Annotated in this window: 14 protein-coding genes and 1 pseudogene; 7 read left to right on the forward strand and 8 right to left on the reverse strand. The window is 68.5% G+C overall.

Annotated elements, in window-relative coordinates; translation table 11 throughout:
- Window positions 1-2: 2 nt before the first annotated feature.
- Together CDO44_RS18010 and pap are read right to left on the reverse strand one after the other, a co-directional pair.
- The gene (locus tag CDO44_RS18010) at window positions 3-1,217 is read right to left on the reverse strand and encodes an MFS transporter (protein WP_087781658.1); all 1,215 of its coding nucleotides are present in this window, start codon (window positions 1,215-1,217) and stop codon (window positions 3-5) included.
- Window positions 1,204-2,670, reverse strand: coding sequence for a polyphosphate:AMP phosphotransferase (gene pap, locus CDO44_RS18015; RefSeq protein ID WP_087781659.1), 1,467 nt, complete (start codon window positions 2,668-2,670; stop codon window positions 1,204-1,206). The genes CDO44_RS18010 and pap overlap by 14 nt, the downstream gene beginning before the upstream one ends.
- A 246-nt stretch (window positions 2,671-2,916) precedes the next feature.
- On the opposite strand from pap, the gene fumC reads away from it, so the two are divergent.
- Window positions 2,917-4,296 (forward strand): class II fumarate hydratase, encoded by a 1,380-nt coding sequence (fumC, locus tag CDO44_RS18020; RefSeq protein WP_087781660.1) that lies wholly within the window; start codon window positions 2,917-2,919, stop codon window positions 4,294-4,296.
- A 20-nt stretch (window positions 4,297-4,316) separates the two neighbouring features.
- Here fumC and CDO44_RS18025 read toward each other — a convergent pair whose 3' ends face one another.
- The 3 genes from CDO44_RS18025 to CDO44_RS18035 all read right to left on the reverse strand — a co-directional run bounded on the left by CDO44_RS18025 (window position 4,317) and on the right by CDO44_RS18035 (window position 7,109).
- A complete protein-coding gene (locus tag CDO44_RS18025) occupies window positions 4,317-5,687 on the reverse strand; it encodes a DHA2 family efflux MFS transporter permease subunit (RefSeq protein WP_233146250.1) in 1,371 nt (456 codons plus the stop codon).
- Window positions 5,688-5,755: 68 nt separating this feature from the next.
- Window positions 5,756-6,193: a MarR family winged helix-turn-helix transcriptional regulator gene (locus tag CDO44_RS18030; protein ID WP_087781661.1), complete on the reverse strand. Its 438-nt coding sequence runs from the start codon at window positions 6,191-6,193 to the stop codon at window positions 5,756-5,758.
- A 142-nt stretch (window positions 6,194-6,335) separates the two neighbouring features.
- Entirely contained in the window at window positions 6,336-7,109 is a 774-nt protein-coding gene (locus CDO44_RS18035) for an SDR family NAD(P)-dependent oxidoreductase (protein WP_087781662.1), read from the reverse strand.
- Window positions 7,110-7,211: 102 nt separating this feature from the next.
- Here CDO44_RS18035 and CDO44_RS18040 point away from each other — a divergent pair, with 102 nt between their 5' ends.
- A complete protein-coding gene (locus tag CDO44_RS18040; RefSeq protein WP_087781663.1) occupies window positions 7,212-7,577 on the forward strand; it encodes a DOPA 4,5-dioxygenase family protein in 366 nt (121 codons plus the stop codon).
- 10 nt (window positions 7,578-7,587) lie between these two features.
- Here CDO44_RS18040 and CDO44_RS18045 read toward each other — a convergent pair whose 3' ends face one another.
- Window positions 7,588-8,598, reverse strand: a complete 1,011-nt coding sequence (locus CDO44_RS18045) for an LLM class flavin-dependent oxidoreductase (RefSeq protein WP_087781664.1) — start codon at window positions 8,596-8,598, stop codon at window positions 7,588-7,590.
- A gap of 155 nt (window positions 8,599-8,753) precedes the next feature.
- Between CDO44_RS18045 and CDO44_RS18050 the strand changes: the two genes are divergently transcribed.
- Together CDO44_RS18050 and CDO44_RS18055 are read left to right on the forward strand one after the other, a co-directional pair.
- Entirely contained in the window at window positions 8,754-9,728 is a 975-nt protein-coding gene (locus CDO44_RS18050; protein ID WP_087781665.1) for a tripartite tricarboxylate transporter substrate binding protein, read from the forward strand.
- Window position 9,729: 1 nt separating this feature from the next.
- Complete coding sequence (locus CDO44_RS18055; protein WP_158213331.1) at window positions 9,730-10,845, forward strand: NAD/NADP octopine/nopaline dehydrogenase family protein; 1,116 nt, start codon at window positions 9,730-9,732, stop codon at window positions 10,843-10,845.
- A 20-nt stretch (window positions 10,846-10,865) separates the two neighbouring features.
- Here the strand turns inward: CDO44_RS18055 and CDO44_RS28140 are convergent.
- Window positions 10,866-11,888, reverse strand: a pseudogene (locus CDO44_RS28140) (LysR family transcriptional regulator); the annotation flags it as partial.
- On the opposite strand from CDO44_RS28140, the gene CDO44_RS18070 reads away from it, so the two are divergent.
- From CDO44_RS18070 to CDO44_RS18080, 3 genes are all read left to right on the forward strand, one after another.
- Entirely contained in the window at window positions 11,831-12,802 is a 972-nt protein-coding gene (locus CDO44_RS18070) for an asparaginase (RefSeq protein ID WP_087781668.1), read from the forward strand. The pseudogene CDO44_RS28140 and the gene CDO44_RS18070 overlap by 58 nt on opposite strands.
- A 185-nt stretch (window positions 12,803-12,987) precedes the next feature.
- Window positions 12,988-13,971 carry a tripartite tricarboxylate transporter substrate binding protein gene (locus tag CDO44_RS18075; protein WP_087781669.1) on the forward strand — a complete coding sequence of 328 codons (984 nt, stop codon included), beginning with the start codon at window positions 12,988-12,990 and terminating at the stop codon, window positions 13,969-13,971.
- Between the two features lie 10 nt (window positions 13,972-13,981).
- The gene (locus CDO44_RS18080; RefSeq protein WP_087781670.1) at window positions 13,982-15,085 is read left to right on the forward strand and encodes a mandelate racemase/muconate lactonizing enzyme family protein; all 1,104 of its coding nucleotides are present in this window, start codon (window positions 13,982-13,984) and stop codon (window positions 15,083-15,085) included.
- On the opposite strand, the gene CDO44_RS18085 is transcribed toward CDO44_RS18080, so the two are convergent.
- Window positions 14,985-15,992 carry a LysR substrate-binding domain-containing protein gene (locus tag CDO44_RS18085; RefSeq protein WP_198951382.1) on the reverse strand — a complete coding sequence of 336 codons (1,008 nt, stop codon included), beginning with the start codon at window positions 15,990-15,992 and terminating at the stop codon, window positions 14,985-14,987. The two genes, CDO44_RS18080 and CDO44_RS18085, sit on opposite strands and share 101 nt — an antisense overlap.
- Window positions 15,993-16,163 lie beyond the last annotated feature (171 nt).

The raw sequence follows: 16,163 nt of genomic DNA on the forward strand, positions 1-16,163 counted from the left end.
CGCTACCCCCGCGCCCGCAACAGCCACGCGGCGCAGGCAAGCGCCGGGATCGCCAGCAGCCCGTACGCCAGTGCATAGGCTGGGCCCCCGGGGCCGCCTCCCGCCGACGCGACATAGCTGAACAAAGGCTGTCCCGCCAGCACGCCGAAGTAAGTGAACAGCAAGGTGCCGCCCGTGGCCGCGCCCGCCTGCCCGGCCGGCGCGCGCCGCGCCACCTCGGCGAGGAACACGCCGTTCCAGCCTATGGCCGAGGCGCCGTACAGCACCGAAATCGCGGCCACTACCATCCAGGGCGTGGCGGGCTGCAGCAGGGCGGTGGCGATGCAGGACGCCGCCATGGTCAGCGCCAGCCCGCCCAGGACCTTGCGCGGCGGCGCCCAGCGGTCGGCCACGACGCCCCAGAGTATGCGGCCCGCGACGCCCGCCGCCTGCGACAGCGAGAGGATGACGCCGGCGGCGATCAGGGTCCATCCGAGCGACAGATTGAGGTAGGTGACCAGATAGGCCGTGACCGCCAGCTGGATGAAGGAGAACAGCAGCGAACACACCGCCATGATGCGCAAGGCCGGCGTGCGCCACACCAGCCGCACAGGCCGCGCCAGGTCCAGCCAGCGCCACGGCGCCGTCGCCGGGTCGCGCTGCGCGTCCAGGTTCGCACGCACGGTCTGCGCCACCAGCGCGCACGCCAGGCAGGCGATGGCGCATGCAACCAGCGCGGCGCGCCAGCCCAGGCCGTGCTCGATCTGCGGGCTCACCAGCGCGGCCAGCACGCCTCCCAGCGGCACGCCGGTCTGCTTGATGGAGAAAACCAGCGACATCCGGTGCGGCGGCGTGCTGCGCATCAACAAGTAGGAGCTGGACGGCGTGATGGGCCCGTATCCCGCCCCGATCACCAGTGCCCCGACGACCGCGAGCGCCACGTTGCCGCTGCACAGCAAGCCCATGCCCAGCCCGCACGACAACAGCGCCGCCTGGCTGCAGCGGACGGCGCCCAGGCGATTGACCAGGGTGCCGCCGACCACGCTCGTGAACATCGCGGCCAGATAGACCAGCGCCATGTAGAAACCGACGGCGCCGGACGGCAGGCCCAGTTCGCGCGTCGCCACGGGCCCGACGACCGCCGGCGCAATAGTGGCGGCCGAGGCCAGGGACTGGATGGCCAGGGTCACGGCCAGCACCCAGGCCGTGCTTGGCTGCCGCGCGCTACCTGGCGTCATCCAGCGCCTTCACGATGTGTTCGAGCACCTTGATTCGCGCGGTGCGCTTGTCGTCGGTGGCGACGACGACCCAAGGCGCGTGGGCGGTGTCGGTGCGGGCCAGCATCTCGCGCGCGGCCAGCATGTAGTCGTCCCATTTGCGGCGATTGCGCCAATCGTCCGCCGTGAGCTTGAAGCTCTTGAACGGCGAATCGCGGCGCTCCCGGAAGCGGCGCAGCTGCTCGTCGCGCGAGATGGAAAGCCAGAACTTGAGCACCACCGCGCCGCTGCGCCGCAGTTGTTCCTCGAAGTCGTTGATCTCGCCATAGGCGCGAAGCCAGGTGGCGGAGGGAATGAGCGACTCGACGCGCTCCACCAGGACCCTGCCGTACCACGAGCGGTCGAATATGCTGACGCGGCCATGCAGCGGCAGGCGGCGCCAGAACCGCCACAGATAGGGATGGGCGAGCTCCTCGTCGCTCGGCGCCGATATCGGGACGATCTCGAAGTCGCGCACGTCCAGGGCATGCGACACGCGGCGGATCGCGCCGCCCTTGCCGGCCGCGTCCACGCCTTCGAACACCAGTACCAGCGAACGCTCCCCGAAACGCTTGCGGCGCACGTGGGCCGACAATTGCGCCTGCAAGGACGCGAGCCGCTTCTCGTAATCGTCCTCGTCGAGCTTTCCGCCGCCGGGGGGCGGTTCCAGTCTCGTGCCGCCATGGCCGACGCGCCGCGCCGGACGGGCCGCCGGCCTGGCCGGTGCGGGAAGAGGCCCGGCCAAAGCCTCCAGCGTGGCCGATGCGGTTTCCACGGCGCGCAGTCGTGGATCGGCGCTCGGCACCACGTGCCACGGCGCGTGCCCGGCGTGCGTGGCCTCGAGCACGATCTGGCCCGCGGCCCGCAGGCGATCGAACTTCTTGCGAACCTTCAGGTCGGCCTCGGAGACCCGCCAGGCGGTGCCCGGATCGGCAAGCTGCGCGTCGATGCGCGCGACCTGCGCCGCACGCGACAAGTGGTACCAGAGCTTCACGATGCGCACGCGCTCGCTGGCCAGCATGGCCTCGAAACGGCGGATCTCGGCCGCCATGGCTTCGATGTGGTCCATGTCTGGCCGCTTGCGCGCCGCCTCCTTGAAAAGCGGGGCGTACCACGATCCGAAGACGATGCCGGCCTGGCCCAGCGCAGGCAGCGCGTTCCAGTAGCGCCACATGGCCGGCCGCTGGGCCTCGTCGGCCGTGGGCTCGCCGAAGGCCAGCGTCCGTATGTGGCGCGGGTCCATCCACTCGTTGAGCAGATTGATGGCGGAGCCCTTGCCCGCTCCATCCACGCCGGCCACCACGATCAGCACCGCGCGATCGCGCTTCTTCAGCAATTCGTATTGCCGCTGCACGAGCGCCGTCCTGAGGGCCGGTTCGCGCCGTTCGTACTCCTCCTCGTCCATGAAGGGATCGAGTTCGGCTCGCTGGAACACCTGGGGGCTCTCCAAGAATGGGCACCGCCCATGCTTTACCACAGTCGCTCGCAGGGGCACAAGCTGGGTGGCAAGCGTCTTCTGCTAACCTGAAGTGGAAGGTGAGGCCCTATGACGCCCCCCTGCGCGCTTACGCGCGTCCCCGTGGGGGGCGGCACTGGCGGACCGGCGAAGCCTCCGCGGTGCCCTGGGTCAAATGGAATGAGCCGCTTGCGCGACGGGCGCGGGCCGGGCAAGGAGATAGACATGAGCAGCCGTGTTGAAAAAGACACTTTCGGTCCCATCGACGTTCCCGCCGAGCACCTCTGGGGCGCCCAGACCCAGCGCTCGCTGCAGTTCTTCTCGATCTCGAACGAGAAGATGCCCGAACCGCTGATCGTCGCCCTGGCGCAGGTCAAGCGTGCCGCCGCGCGGGTCAATGCGGAACTGGGACTGCTCGAACCCAGGCTCGCCAAGGCCATCGAATCCGCCGCCGACGAAGTGATCGCCGGCCGCTGGGCCGACGAGTTCCCGCTCAGCGTCTGGCAGACGGGATCGGGCACGCAGACCAACATGAACGTCAACGAAGTGCTGGCCAACCGCGCCTCCGAGCTGCTGGGAGGCGAACGGGGCCAAGGCCGCCTGGTACACCCGAACGACCATGTCAACCGGGGCCAGTCGTCCAACGACGTCTTCCCCACCGCCATGCACGTGGCCGCCGCGCTACAGGTCCATACCCGGCTGTTGCCCGCGCTTGCGCGCCTGCGCAAGACGCTCGGCGACAAGGCGCGGGCCTATGCCGACATCGTGAAGATCGGCCGCACCCACCTGCAGGATGCCACGCCGCTGACCCTGGGCCAGGAGCTCTCGGGCCACGAAGCCCAGCTCGTGCTGGCGGAAGAACAAGTCCGCTACGCGCAGCGAGGCCTGCTGCTCCTGGCCATAGGCGGAACGGCGGTGGGCACGGGCTTGAACACCCATCCGGAATTCGGCGCGCGAGTGGCCGCCGAACTGGCCAAGGAAACCGGCCTGCCGTTCGAATCCGCGCCCAACAAGTTTCAGGCGCTCGCCTCGCACGAAGGCCTGCTGTTCGCGCATGGCGCCCTCAAAACGCTGGCCGCCGGCCTGATCAAGCTGGCCAACGACGTTCGCTGGCTGGCCAGCGGCCCGCGTTCGGGGCTGGGCGAGATCCGCATTCCGGAAAACGAGCCGGGCAGTTCCATCATGCCGGGCAAGGTCAACCCCACCCAATCCGAAGCGCTGACCATGCTGGGCGCGCAAGTCCTGGGCAACGACGTGGCGGTCAACATCGGCGGCGCCAGCGGCAACTTCGAGCTGAACGTCTTCAAGCCGCTGCTGATCCACAATTTCCTGCAATCGGTACGGCTGCTGGCCGACGGCATGGAAAGCTTCGACAAGAACTGCGTGGCAGGCCTGGAGCCCAACCGCGAACGCATCGCCGAACTGGTGGAACGCTCGCTGATGCTGGTGACCGCGCTCAATCCCCACATCGGCTACGACAAGGCCGCGCAGATCGCCAAGAAGGCGCACAAGGAAAACCTCTCGCTCAGGGAAGCGGCGCTGGCGCTGGGCTACCTGACCGCGGAACAGTTCGACCAGTGGGTCGTGCCAGGCGACATGACCTGAGGCGCGGGCCGGAAGAGGGCCTACTTCTTACCGCTCACTTCGGCGCCGGCGTTGGGGGCGAGGCGCCGGAAAAAGAGAACGGACAAGGCCATGGCGCCGCCTATGACGAGATAGCCGGGAATGACATCGAAGGAATCCAGCACGGTGGTTCCGCGCGCCGCCATGCTGAGCTTGAGCGCAAAAGCCGCTATGGCCACGCCGAGGCTGATGGCCAGTTGCTGGACCGCGCTCGCCATGCCGGTGGCTCTCCCCATCTGGTCCGGGCCGATGTCGGCGTAGGCCAGGGAATTCACGCCGGTCAGTTGCAGCGAGCGGAAGAAGCCGCCGAGCAGCAGCACGACGATGATGACCAGGTGCGGGGTCAACGGCGTGAACAGGACGCATCCCACGATGGAGGCGCCGGTCAGGAAGGCGTTCGCCACCAGGGTGCGGCGGAATCCGAACCGCTTGATGATGGGGCTGGCGCTCATCTTCATCAACAGCGCGCCCAGCGCCCCCGCAAAAGTCAGCATCCCGGCGGCGAAAGGGCCCATGCCGAATGCGACCTGCAGTTGCATGGCGAGCAGGAACGGCACCGCTCCCACGGCCAGGCGGCACAGGTTGCCGCCCAGCAGCGAAATGGAGAAAGTCGGGATCTTCAGCAGGCGGAAATCGAGAATGGGATGAGGCGAACGTTCGGCATGCCTGACGTACAGCACACCACACAGGCATCCGACCGCCAGCAGCGCCCCCACGATCGCCGGCGACAACACGCCGTGCCCCACGGCCTCGAAGCAGAAAACGAGCGTGCCCAGGCAGACCGCCGTGAGCAGGAAACCGACGAGATCCAGGGGCTGGGGCTTGCCGCCCTCGGTATCCTTGATGTAGCGCAGCGCGAGGACCACGCCCAGGATGCCGATGGGCAGGTTCATGAAGAAGATCCAGCGCCACGAACCGTACTCGACCAGGAAGCCCCCCACGGCCGGCCCGAATATGGGGCCGAGCAGAGCGGGCATGCTCAGGAAGGACATCGCCCGCACCAGGTCCGACTTCTGTACCGTGCGCAGCAGCACGATGCGGCCCACCGGGACCATCATCGCGCCCGCGAATCCCTGCAACATGCGGCCGGCGACCATCTGGCCGAGCGTCTGCGACAGGCCGCACAGGGTGGAACTGAGCGTGAACAGGACAATGGCAGAGGCGAACACCTGGCGCGCGCCGAACCGGTCGGCGGCCCATCCGCAGATGGGCACGAACACGGCGGCGCTGAGCAGGTAGGCCGTGATGGCCACGTTGAGCTTCACCGGGTCCTCGCCGAACGAGTGCGCCATGGCGGGCAGCGCCGTGGCGATGACCGTGGAATCCAGCATCTGCATGAAGAGCGCGCAACCGACGATGAGCGGCACCACCATGGGCGAAAGGCGCTGGGCGATGCGGGCGAAGAAGGGAAGCCGGTTGCCGGTGGACACGGACATGTCGTTCACTCCCCCAGGCGCCGCAAGGCTTCCACCGCGGCGCCGAGCGCGGCGCGCGAGTCGGGCTCGAGCTTGGCGATGCGGCCGGCCAGCCAATCGGTACGGCGCTTGCGCACATCGGCCACCAGCTTGCGGCCCTGCGGCGTCACGGCCAATCCGACGCGGCGCCTGTCGGCATGCAGCGTCTGGTCGCGCTGGATGTAGCCGGCGGCCTCCAGTTGCTTGACGTGATTGCTCATGGTGGCTGCGCGCATGTTCTCGCGGTTGGCCAGGTCGTTGACGCCGATGCCGGGTTCCTTGTCGATGGCTGACAGCAGCATGACCATTAGCGGCGACACGTCGAACGCCTGGGTCTCCCGCCGCAGCAGCCGGTTCAGCCGCAGGATGGCGGGGCGCAGTTGCGCGGCCAGTTCGATGGCGTCGTTGCTTGAAAGATCCTGCATGGCAATGGCGGAAGGCGACCGAGGATGCCGGATCGCCCGATAAACAGTTAGTTAGTTGAACTAACTATATAGCCGCAGTCCGGAAATTGCAAGGACGCGGTTCGCCGGCAAGCCGCGCGGATGCGCGGCTTTTGCCTCATTCCTACATCACCCCGGAGGCGCCGCCGTCCAGGTTGATGCTCGAACCGGTCACATAGCTCGCGGCCTTCGACGCCAGGAACACGATGACATTGGCCGCCTCCTCGGCCTCGCCTACCCTGCCGAGCGGGATGTCGCGGGCGAACTCCCGGTACAGGTCATCCGGTTCCCGTCCCTTGGAGGCCGCCGCGCGCTCGTGCTGGCCTGCCTTGATCTTGCCGATGCAGACGGCGTTCACGAGGATGTTGTCGGCGGCGAACTCGCGGGACAGCGCCTTCGTCAGGGCCAGGCCCGCCGCGCGCGACACCGAGGTCGGCATGGAAGTCGCCGCCGGCTGCTTGCCCCCTATGGTGGAGATGTTAACGATGCGGCCGCCGCCTTGCCGCTTCATGTGTTCGACCGCGAGTCGCGAACAGCGGATGGCCCCGTACAGCTTGAGCTCCAGGTCGGCGTCCCAGTCGGCGTCCTTGACCTGCAGGAACGGGCCGCGCATGGAGGTGCCGGCATTGTTGACGAGGATATCGATGCGGCCGAAGTGGCCGGCCACGGTCGAGAAGAAACGCTCGACCTGTTCCGGCCTGGCGATGTCGGCCGGCACGCCCAGGACGTCGCCGCCCTTGCCGCGCAGGAGTTCCACCGTGGCCGCGAGCTTGTCGGCGTTGCGGGCGCAGATCGCCACCTTGGCCCCTTCCTCGACGAACTTCAACGCCGTCGCCAGCCCGATGCCCGCGGTCGCGCCCGTCACCACCGCCACTTTTCCTTCGAGTCCCAGATCCACTTATCGCTCCGTCATAGAATCAAATGTTCCCGCGGCGATCGCCGCGCCCTTCGACTTGCGCGCCGCAGCCCTGCCGCGACCGCGTTTTCAGCGCCTACCGCCATGCAAGCAGACCTTCACGACATCGGCATCATTCGCGTCTTCCATGCCCATGTCTACTACGATCCCGCGGCGACCCGCGACACCGCGGCCGCCGTGCGGGACGAAGTCACCGCGCGCTTTCCCGTGCGTGCCGGCCGCTGGCACGACGTGCCCGTCGGCCCGCATACACAGGCCATGTACCAACTGCTGTTCGCGCCCGACACCTTCGCCACCCTCGTTCCCTGGCTCATGCTGAACCGGCGCGGCCTGGACGTGCTGGTGCACCCCGACACAGGTTTCCCCCGCCGCGATCATCTGGTTCACGGCTTCTGGCTGGGCCGCGCGCTGCCACTGAACGCCGACCGGCTTCCCGAACGGGACGACTGAGGCCGTCCCTTCACGCCGCGTTCTCGAGCCAGCCCAGTTGCGCGCCGGCGGCGGCGGTGATCTCGAACGAGCGCAGCCGCGCGGCATGGTCGTAGATCTGCGCCGTTACCATCAGTTCGTCCGCCCCATGGCGCCGGGCGAATGCCGCCAGGCCCGCCTCGACGTCGGGCTGCGCGCCGACGATGGAACAGGACAGCGACCGCTCGACATGCGCGCGTTCGGCGCCGCTCCAGATATCGTCGATGTCATCGACCGGTTCGCTCAGCTTGCCAGGCGTGCCGCGAATGAGACTGACGAACTGCAATTGCAGCGATGTGAACAGGCGCCGGGCCTCGTCCGCCGTGTCGGCCGCGAATACGTTGATGCCCAGCATGACGTACGGACGCTGCAAGGCCTCGGACGGCTGGAAGCGCGTCCGGTACAGGTCCAGCGCGGCCGTCAGGTAACCGGGCGCGAAATGCGACGCGAAGGCGAACGGCAATCCCATCTGGGCTGCCAGTTGCGCGCTGAACAGGCTGGATCCCAGCAGCCACAACGGCACGTCGAGTCCTCCGCCCGGCACCGCCTGGACGGCCTGGCCCGGATGCGGCGGCCGGAAGTAGTTCTGCAGTTCGAGGACGTCCTGCGGAAACCGGTCGGCGGTATCGCCCTGGCTGCGGCGCAGGGCGCGCGCGGTGGCCTGGTCCGACCCGGGTGCGCGCCCCAGGCCGAGGTCGATGCGGCCCGGATACAGCGACGCCAGCGTGCCGAACTGTTCGGCGATGACGAGCGGCGAATGATTGGGCAGCATGATGCCGCCCGCGCCCACGCGTATGCGCCGGGTACCGGCGGCCACGTGGGAAATCACCAGCGAGGTGGCCGCGCTGGCGATGCCCGGCATGTTGTGATGCTCGGCCAGCCAGTAGCGCCGATAGCCCCAGCGCTCGGCATGCTGGGCCAGGTCGCGGGTGTGGCGGAACGCCTCGGCGGCGTCGCCGCCCGCTCGGATGGGGGAAAGATCCAGTACGGACAACGCGGTCATTGCGGCTCTCGAAGAAGGAAGCACCCACGCGGGCACGCGGCGGCGGATCGCCGCGCTGCGTTAACTGCCGGTTGACGAGACTTGAAAAGACGTCGCTCGTCCAGCAAGGGCATGCTCAATACACTCATCGTACCCTTCACCCTGGACCACGCCCGATGAAAACCTTACAAGCGATATGTCTATGGATAGCGCTCGCCGCCGTCGCCGCCCCCGCCCAAGCCCAGACCGGTGGCTACCCGGCGCGTCCCGTCAGGCTGGTGGTCGGATGGTCGCCCGGGGGGGCAACCGACATCCTTGCGCGCATGGTTTCCGCCGAACTGGGCAACCAGCTCGGCCAGCAAGTCGTGGTGGACAACCGGCCCGGCGCCAATGGCACCATCGGCCATGCGCAGGTGGCCGCCGCGCCTGCCGACGGCTATACCCTCATCCTGGCCACCAACAGCACCTACGCGATCGCCGAGCACTTGTACAAATCATTGCCCTACAGGCACGAGCGCGACTTGGCGCCGATCTCGCTGCTTGCCTCCAGCCCCCTCATCCTGGCGGTACGGCCCACGCTGGAGGCGCGCAGCGCGAATGACCTCGTCGACCTCGCACGCAAGCAACCCGGGCGCCTGAACATCGCATCCGGCGGGAACGGCTCCACCAGCCACCTGGCCGCCGAACTGTTCATGAGCCTCACCGGCACCGCCATGACGCATGTCCCCTACAAGGGAGGCGGACCGGCCAACAACGCCGTGGCTGCGGGCGAAGTGGACGCGGCCTTCCTGGACCTCGGCGTGGCGGCCCCGTTCGCGGCCGCCGGTCGGCTGAAAGCCATCGCGGTAACCGGCGCGGCGCGCTCGCCTCTGCTGCCCGACGTGCCCACGGTGGGCGCATCCGGCGTGCCCAGTTTCGAATCGACCACCACCTTTGCGCTGTTCGCGCCGGCCGGCACGCCGCGCCCCATCGTCGACCGGCTGCACGAGGCCGTGCTCGCCGCGCTGTCCGGCGGCGGCATGCGGGAGAAACTGCGCAAGCAAGGCGTCGAGATCGTAGGCAGCACGCCTGATGAACTGCGCCGGGCGGCAGCGGCGGAAAGCGCGAAATGGGCCCGCATCATCCGCGAACGCCGTATCGCCCTGGATTGACATGCCTGCTTCCGGAATTTCCATGGGCGCGGCCATGAACGTCGCCGTCGTCGGCGCCGGCCCGATCGGCTGCGCGACAGCGGCCTACCTGCTCAAGCAAGGTCATCGCCCCGCCCTCTGGTCGCCCACCGCGGCCCGGCTGCGGCGGCACGGCGCCGCGGTCCGCTATGCCTGCACGGGGTCGCTGGACGGCTGGATCGAGCTGGAGTGGCTCGGCGCGCCCGGCGAGCTGGCCCGCTTCGACGTCGTCATCGTATGCCTCCCCGGCAATGCCTACGCCAGCGTACTGAAACCGCTCTCGGCGGTCTGGCGCAACGGCCAGACCATGGTCGTCAGCGGCGCGCTCAGCCTGTGCCCCCTGTGGCTGCGCGACAGCGCCGCGCGGCGTGGCCGGGAGGTGCACGCCGTGGGCTGGGCCACCACCCCGACCACCGCCCACTTCCTGGCGGACGGGAGGCTGCATGCGAATCCGCTGCGCGATCGCATCGACATGGCCGGCACCGAGCGCGGCGCAGGGGCCTTGGCACTATGCGCCGCGCTGCTCGGCCCGCGCTTCGTCGATGCCGGCGACCTGCTCGCGCCCACGCTTGCCAACATCAATCCCATCGCCCATGCCGCCGAAGTGATTCCCAACCTGACGCGCATGGACAAGGGCGAAGACTGGCCGCTCTTCGGTTGCTTCACGCCGGTCGTCGCGCGCCTGGCGGCAGAGCTGGACAGGGAACGGCTCGCCCTTGCCGCCGCGCTGGGTTTTGCCCTACCCACGCTGGCCGAGCATTACAGCCGTTCCTACCATATCCGGCAGGGACCGCTGCATGACATGGCGGCGGAAATCCAGGCCCGCGGCATGGGGCCTGCCGGCCCGGCAAGCCTTGCCCACCGCTACGTCCTTGAAGACGCGCCCTTCGGGCTGGTGTTCCAGGAAGCGCTGGCGCGTGCCGCGGACGTCCCGTCCCCGCTCCTGTCCGCCTGCATCGATCTCTTGCAGGCGGCCTACGGGCGGGATTTCCGCACCGAGAATTTCCTGGTGGACGAGCTTGGCCTGGCCACGGGCGGCATCGCCGCGCTCCGCAACCGCTGCGCGGCCTCGCACAACGCCGACACGCTGCCTCGATGAGCACGGCTGAACCGGTACACCATGGCGATCGGCACCGGCGGAGGCAGATCCTCCACGGCGATCTGCACCAGCGTGCCTCGCTCGAGCCGGTCTTCGATCACGCAGCGCGCCGCCAGCGTCAGGCCCAGCGATTGCTCCGCCAGCTGGAGGTTGGTAATGGCGTTGGTAGACTCGATCTGCGGCACGATGGGCGCCAGGCCATGCTGCAGCAGCACCTGTTCCACCATCATCCGCGCGTTGGTCGGCCGAGGCGGCAGTATCCATGCCTCGTCGCGCAGCGTCCGCCAGTCTTGCGGGATAGCGCGGGACGCGGCCAGGCGGTGCGTGGGCGCGCAGACCACGGACCACTGCTCGGCGCCTATCTGGTCGATCACGAAGCCATCGGGCCTGAGCCCGCCGAGCTCGGACGGCGTGTTCATCGTCACCAGCACGTCGATGTCGCCGGCCTCGAGCTTCTGGCACATGTCGGCCAGCCGGCCCTCCACGAGCCGCACGGGCGGCAGTCCACCATGGGTGGCCATATCGCGCAGCAGGCGCGGCACCAACGTCCAGGCAATGAAAGGCGGCGCCCCGATGCGGATGGCATCGTCGGCCGGCACGCCCCGCGCCGCCAGCTCGTCGGCAAGCTGGGCCACTTCCGCCAGCAGGACGCGCGCACGCTGAACGATGAGATCGCCGGCAGCGGTCGTGACCACACCGCGCGGCAGGCGGTGGAACACGGGCATGCCGAACAGGGCCTCGACCTCCCGCAGCCCCTTGCTGACCGCCGCCGTGCTCATGTGCAGCCGCTCGCCCGCGGCTCGCATGTTGCCGGCATCGGCCAGCGTACTGATCAGTTCCAGCTGGCGCATCCTGAGCGCGGCCAGCAGCCGGTGTGTCGCGTCGTGCATTCGGGTCGTCCTGACTGCGGCGCGCGATCGCGCGCCCAACGGGGAGCATACCTCGCAGCCGGCCGCGGAATCGGCCTGACCTCGCCGGGGGCGCCATGAAGCGGCGGCGGATCCTCGTCCTTGCAACGGGCGGCACCATCGCCGGCGCCGCATCCTCGCCGCACGACACCAGCGGCTATCGCGCCGGCGCCTTGCCGGTCGAAGCGCTGATGGCGGCGCTGCCGGAGCAGGAGGACATCCGGATCGATGCGCGTCAGGCTTTTTCCCTGGACAGCAAGGACGCGCTGCCGGAGTTCTGGCAGGCGCTGGCGCGGGAGATCGCCCGCGTCCAGGCCGATCCCGGCATAGACGGCGTGGTGGTCACGCACGGCACGGACACGCTGGAAGAGACCGCGTGGTTCCTGCACCTGACGCTGCCGCTCGCCAAGCCCGTGATATTGACGGGAGCGATGCGCCCGGCCACGGCGGCGTCGGCCGACGGCCCCATGAACCTGCTGCAGGCCCTGCGCGTGGCCGCGCAACCCCGGGCCGCCCGGCACGGCATCCTGGTGGTGATGAACAGCCGCATCCACCACGCGCGGCACCTGCGCAAGGCGCATTCCTACCACGTGGATGCGTTCGACAGCGCGGACGCCGGGCCTGCCGGCGTGGTGCAGGACGGCTTCGTGGGCTGGCTCTCGACGCCTTGCGCGTCGGCGCCGCGCTTCGCGCCGGACACGCCGTTGGGGCAGGTCGAGATCCTGGCCGACTACCCCGGCGTCTCGCCCGCGCTGGTGGCCGCCGTGATTCATGGCGGCGCGCAAGGGCTCGTGTGGGCTGGCTACGGCAACGGCTCGATCAGCTCGGCCGTCCAGCCCATGCTGGACGAAGCGCGGCGGCGGGGCCTGGCGATCGTACGCGCCAGTCGCGTCGGCGCCGGCCGGGTCTGGCGCGATGAAACCGCAGGATTCGTCAACGCGTCCGGCCTCGATCCCTACAAGGCGCGCATCGCGCTGATGCTGGCGCTCGGCGCCGGCATGCCCCGCGGCCGGCTGCAGCCGCTGTTCGACGACCTCTCCTACTCCTGATCGCGGAGCCCGCCGCCGGAAAGCGGCGGAGCCCGGGTTTTCCCCAGACCCGCGCCCATGTAGTTGAAAATGGCAACTTGTTACTGTATCGTTGATAAAATCCATAGTTGATAAAAGCAACGATCTAAGGCGTCCTGATCATGCGGTGATCCGACGCCGCGACAGGACCTTTACGAGGAGACCCCATGAGCATCCGTTTCGCCCTCAAGCTGGGCGCGGCCGCCGCGGCCGTGACATTCGCACTGCCGGCCGCCGCGCAAGGCGAATCCGCCGCCGATTATCCGTCTCGGCCGATACGCATCATCGTTCCCTACACGCCCGGCGCCATCAACGACGTGCTGGCGCGCCGCATCGCCCAGCGGCTCTCCGAATCGCTCAAGCAGAGCGTGGTAGTCGAGAACAAGCCCGGCGGCGGCACCGTGATCGGCACCGAGTACGTCGCGCGCGCCGATCCCGACGGCTATACGCTGCTGCAAACCGCCGCCGCTCACTCGATCAACCCCAACCTGATGTCCAAGCTGCCTTACGACACGATCAAGAGCTTCAGCTTCATCACGCTGGTGGGCACCTCGCCCTATGTCATGATCGCCACCCCGAACCTGCCGGCCAACACGGTGCCCGAACTGGTCGCTCTGGCCAAGGCCAAGCCGGGCCAGCTCTCCTATGCGTCCACCGGCAACGGCGGCAGCGCCCACCTGATGGGTGAGCTGCTGAAGGACATGGCCAAGGTCGACATCATGCACGTGCCCTACAAGGGGTTGGCCCAGGGCCTGAACGACCTGGCCAGCGGCCAGGTGCACCTGTCGTTCAGCACCTACACCGGGGCCATGTCCTATCTCAAGCCCGGACGCGTGAAGGCGCTGGCGGTCACGGGCAAGCAGCGCATGTCGGTGCTGCCCGACGTGCCGGCCATCGCCGAGACCTACCCGGGCTACGACGCCTCCGGCTGGTGGGGCTACGTCGCGCCGGCCGGAACGCCGCAGCCCATCGTCGACAAGCTGAACCGCGAACTGAACAAGATCGTGCAGGCGCCGGACTTCAAGGAGATGTTCAAGTCCGAAGGGGTCGAGATGCTCGGTACGACGCCGGCGGAATTCAAGGCGCACGTCGAGCGCGAGATGGTGACCTGGGGCAAGCTCGTCAAGAAAGCCAGCATCCGGATGGATTGAGCGCCCGGCCATGAAGATCGCTCGCTGGTCGCTGGACTTCTACCGCCTGGCCTATCGCCGCCAGGTGGTCTGGGCCAACGCCATCGAAGACGCGGGCGTCTACGCCCTGCTGCGCATCGAATCGGAAGACGGCCTGGCAGGCCTGGCCGAAGGCACGGTCAAGGCGACATGGTCCGGCGTCTCGCCGGCGTCGCTGGCGGCCGCCTTCAAGGATCTGGTGATGCCAGCGGTGGCGGGGATGGACGTCTCCGATCCGCAAGCCCTTCGCCAGGCGCTGGCGCCGCTGCCCGAAAACCGCCTGGCCAAGGGCATGCTGGAAAGCGCGGCCTGGATGCTTCGAGCCGCGCATGCCGGACAACCCTTGTGGCAGCTCTGGGGCGGGCGACAGGACGTGGAAGTGGCCTGGACCGTCACCCGGCAGCCTCCCGAGGCCATGGCGCGGGATGCGGCGCAAGCCGCCGAACGCCATGGCATACGCGCATTCAAGATCAAGGGCGGGCAAGGCATGGACACCGACCGGCAGGCGCTGCGCGCCATACGCCGCGCGGTGGGCGACGGCGCGATCTTCAACGTCGATGCCAACTCGGCCTACGATCGCGGCACGGCCGCGGCCTACCTGCGCCTGCTCGAAGACGAAGGCGTGCAGGCGGCGGAAGATCCGTGCGCGCTGCGTCCGGACGCGCACTTCGAGGCCTTGCAGCATGGCACGCGCCTACCCATTATCGTGGACAGCGCCTGCACCACGGCGGCCGACGCCGCCCTGTTCCTCGAACGCGGCGCGCGGGCACTCAGCGCCAAGCCGGGACGCATAGGTATGGCGGAAACGCTGGCCATCGGCGAGCTCGCCGCCCGGCACGGCGCCGGTGTCGCAACCGGCATCTATGCCGAGAGCGCCTTGGGCACGCTGGTCAATTTGCAACAAGCGGCGGCGGTTTCGCCCCAGGCCTGCGCCTTTCCGGCGGAGCAGACGTTCTTCCTGACCTTGTCCGAGCAGATCGTGGCCCGGACGCCGCTCATTCGGCAGGGCTGCGTCGCGCTGCCCGCCGCGCCGGACCCGGACGGCTGGATAGACCGCGGCCTGCTGGACCGCTACCGCCTGCCGATCGCCGCCTGAAGGCCTCGCTCTGCGCCTGCAGCCAGGCGCGGAACTCGGCCAGCACCGGATCGGCCGCCTTTTCCTCGGGATACGCGAAGTAATAGGCCCCCTCGCTGCGCACGGGAAGATCGGACAGGACCTTGAGCTTGCCCGAGCGCAGCTGGTCGCCGATCAGGAAGCGCGGCAGGAGCGCCACGCCCAGCCCCGCGCACGCGGCGCTGATCAGCATCGACTGCACCTCGAAGCGCGGCCCCCGCATGACATTGACGTCGCCCAGGCCCGCCGCCCCGCACCAGCGGCGCCAGGCCTCGGGGCGGGTCATCAGGTGCAGAAGCCGCCGGCGCACGATGGCGTGCGGGCTGACCGAGGCCGCGCCTTCGAGCAGCGCCGGGCTGCCGACGGGCAGGAGCACTTCGTCGAACAGATAGTCGGTGCGCGCCCCGGCCCAATCCGGCGCGCCGAAGTACAAGGCTCCGTCGAGCGCGCTTTCGCTGAAGAAAAAGCGCGTGCTGCGCGCGCTGACGTGTACCGTCACGCCCGGCCGCTGCGCATAGAAGGAAACCAGGCGCGGCACCAGCCATTGCGAGCCGACGGTGGGCAACGCCGCCACCTCCAGCACCGCGCCGTCGCCTTCATGCCCCATGACCTCGAGCGTGTCGCGCTCGATGCGCTCGATGGTCTGGACCACTCTCGCGCTGTACATGGCGCCGGCGCGCGTGAGCGAAATACGCTTCTTGATCCGGTGGAAAAGCCTGACGCCCAACTGTTCTTCGAGCAGCGATATCTGCCGCGAGACCGCGCTTTCGGTCAAGGCGAGTTCGTCGGCCGCGCGAGTAATGCTGAGATGCCGCGCCGCGGCATCGAACGCCGTGAGCGCACCAATACTGGGCAGCCTGCGCCGCATGGGTTCATTCCAAAAACTCAAGATGTCTCCAGAATAAATCGTTTGATGGCCCTCGGACAAGGCTCCTAGGGCGTGTTCACACTAAATGAATTTGCTCGTATACTTCGGGTATGGAAATCACCGAAGCCCAATATCAGCAGATCGAGCACTGTTTGCCGCGACAGCGCGGCAACGTCAGCCTGACGAATCTGC

Source organism: Pigmentiphaga sp. NML080357, from assembly GCF_002188465.1.
GTDB lineage: Bacteria > Pseudomonadota > Gammaproteobacteria > Burkholderiales > Burkholderiaceae_B > Pigmentiphaga.

Bases quoted from the DNA above. Each gene is read 5' to 3' on its own strand.
- CDO44_RS18010 (WP_087781658.1), bottom strand. From the start codon at position 1,217: ATGACGCCAGGTAGCGCGCGGCAGCCAAGCACGGCCTGGGTGCTGGCC.
- fumC (WP_087781660.1), top strand. From the start codon at position 2,917: ATGAGCAGCCGTGTTGAAAAAGACACTTTCGGTCCCATCGACGTTCCC.
- CDO44_RS18025 (WP_233146250.1), bottom strand. From the start codon at position 5,687: ATGGTGGTGCCGCTCATCGTCGGTTGCGCGCTCTTCATGCAGATGCTG.
- CDO44_RS18030 (WP_087781661.1), bottom strand. From the start codon at position 6,193: ATGCAGGATCTTTCAAGCAACGACGCCATCGAACTGGCCGCGCAACTG.
- CDO44_RS18040 (WP_087781663.1), top strand. From the start codon at position 7,212: ATGCAAGCAGACCTTCACGACATCGGCATCATTCGCGTCTTCCATGCC.
- CDO44_RS18045 (WP_087781664.1), bottom strand. From the start codon at position 8,598: ATGACCGCGTTGTCCGTACTGGATCTTTCCCCCATCCGAGCGGGCGGC.
- CDO44_RS18050 (WP_087781665.1), top strand. From the start codon at position 8,754: ATGAAAACCTTACAAGCGATATGTCTATGGATAGCGCTCGCCGCCGTC.
- CDO44_RS18055 (WP_158213331.1), top strand. From the start codon at position 9,730: ATGCCTGCTTCCGGAATTTCCATGGGCGCGGCCATGAACGTCGCCGTC.
- CDO44_RS18070 (WP_087781668.1), top strand. From the start codon at position 11,831: ATGAAGCGGCGGCGGATCCTCGTCCTTGCAACGGGCGGCACCATCGCC.
- CDO44_RS18075 (WP_087781669.1), top strand. From the start codon at position 12,988: ATGAGCATCCGTTTCGCCCTCAAGCTGGGCGCGGCCGCCGCGGCCGTG.
- CDO44_RS18080 (WP_087781670.1), top strand. From the start codon at position 13,982: ATGAAGATCGCTCGCTGGTCGCTGGACTTCTACCGCCTGGCCTATCGC.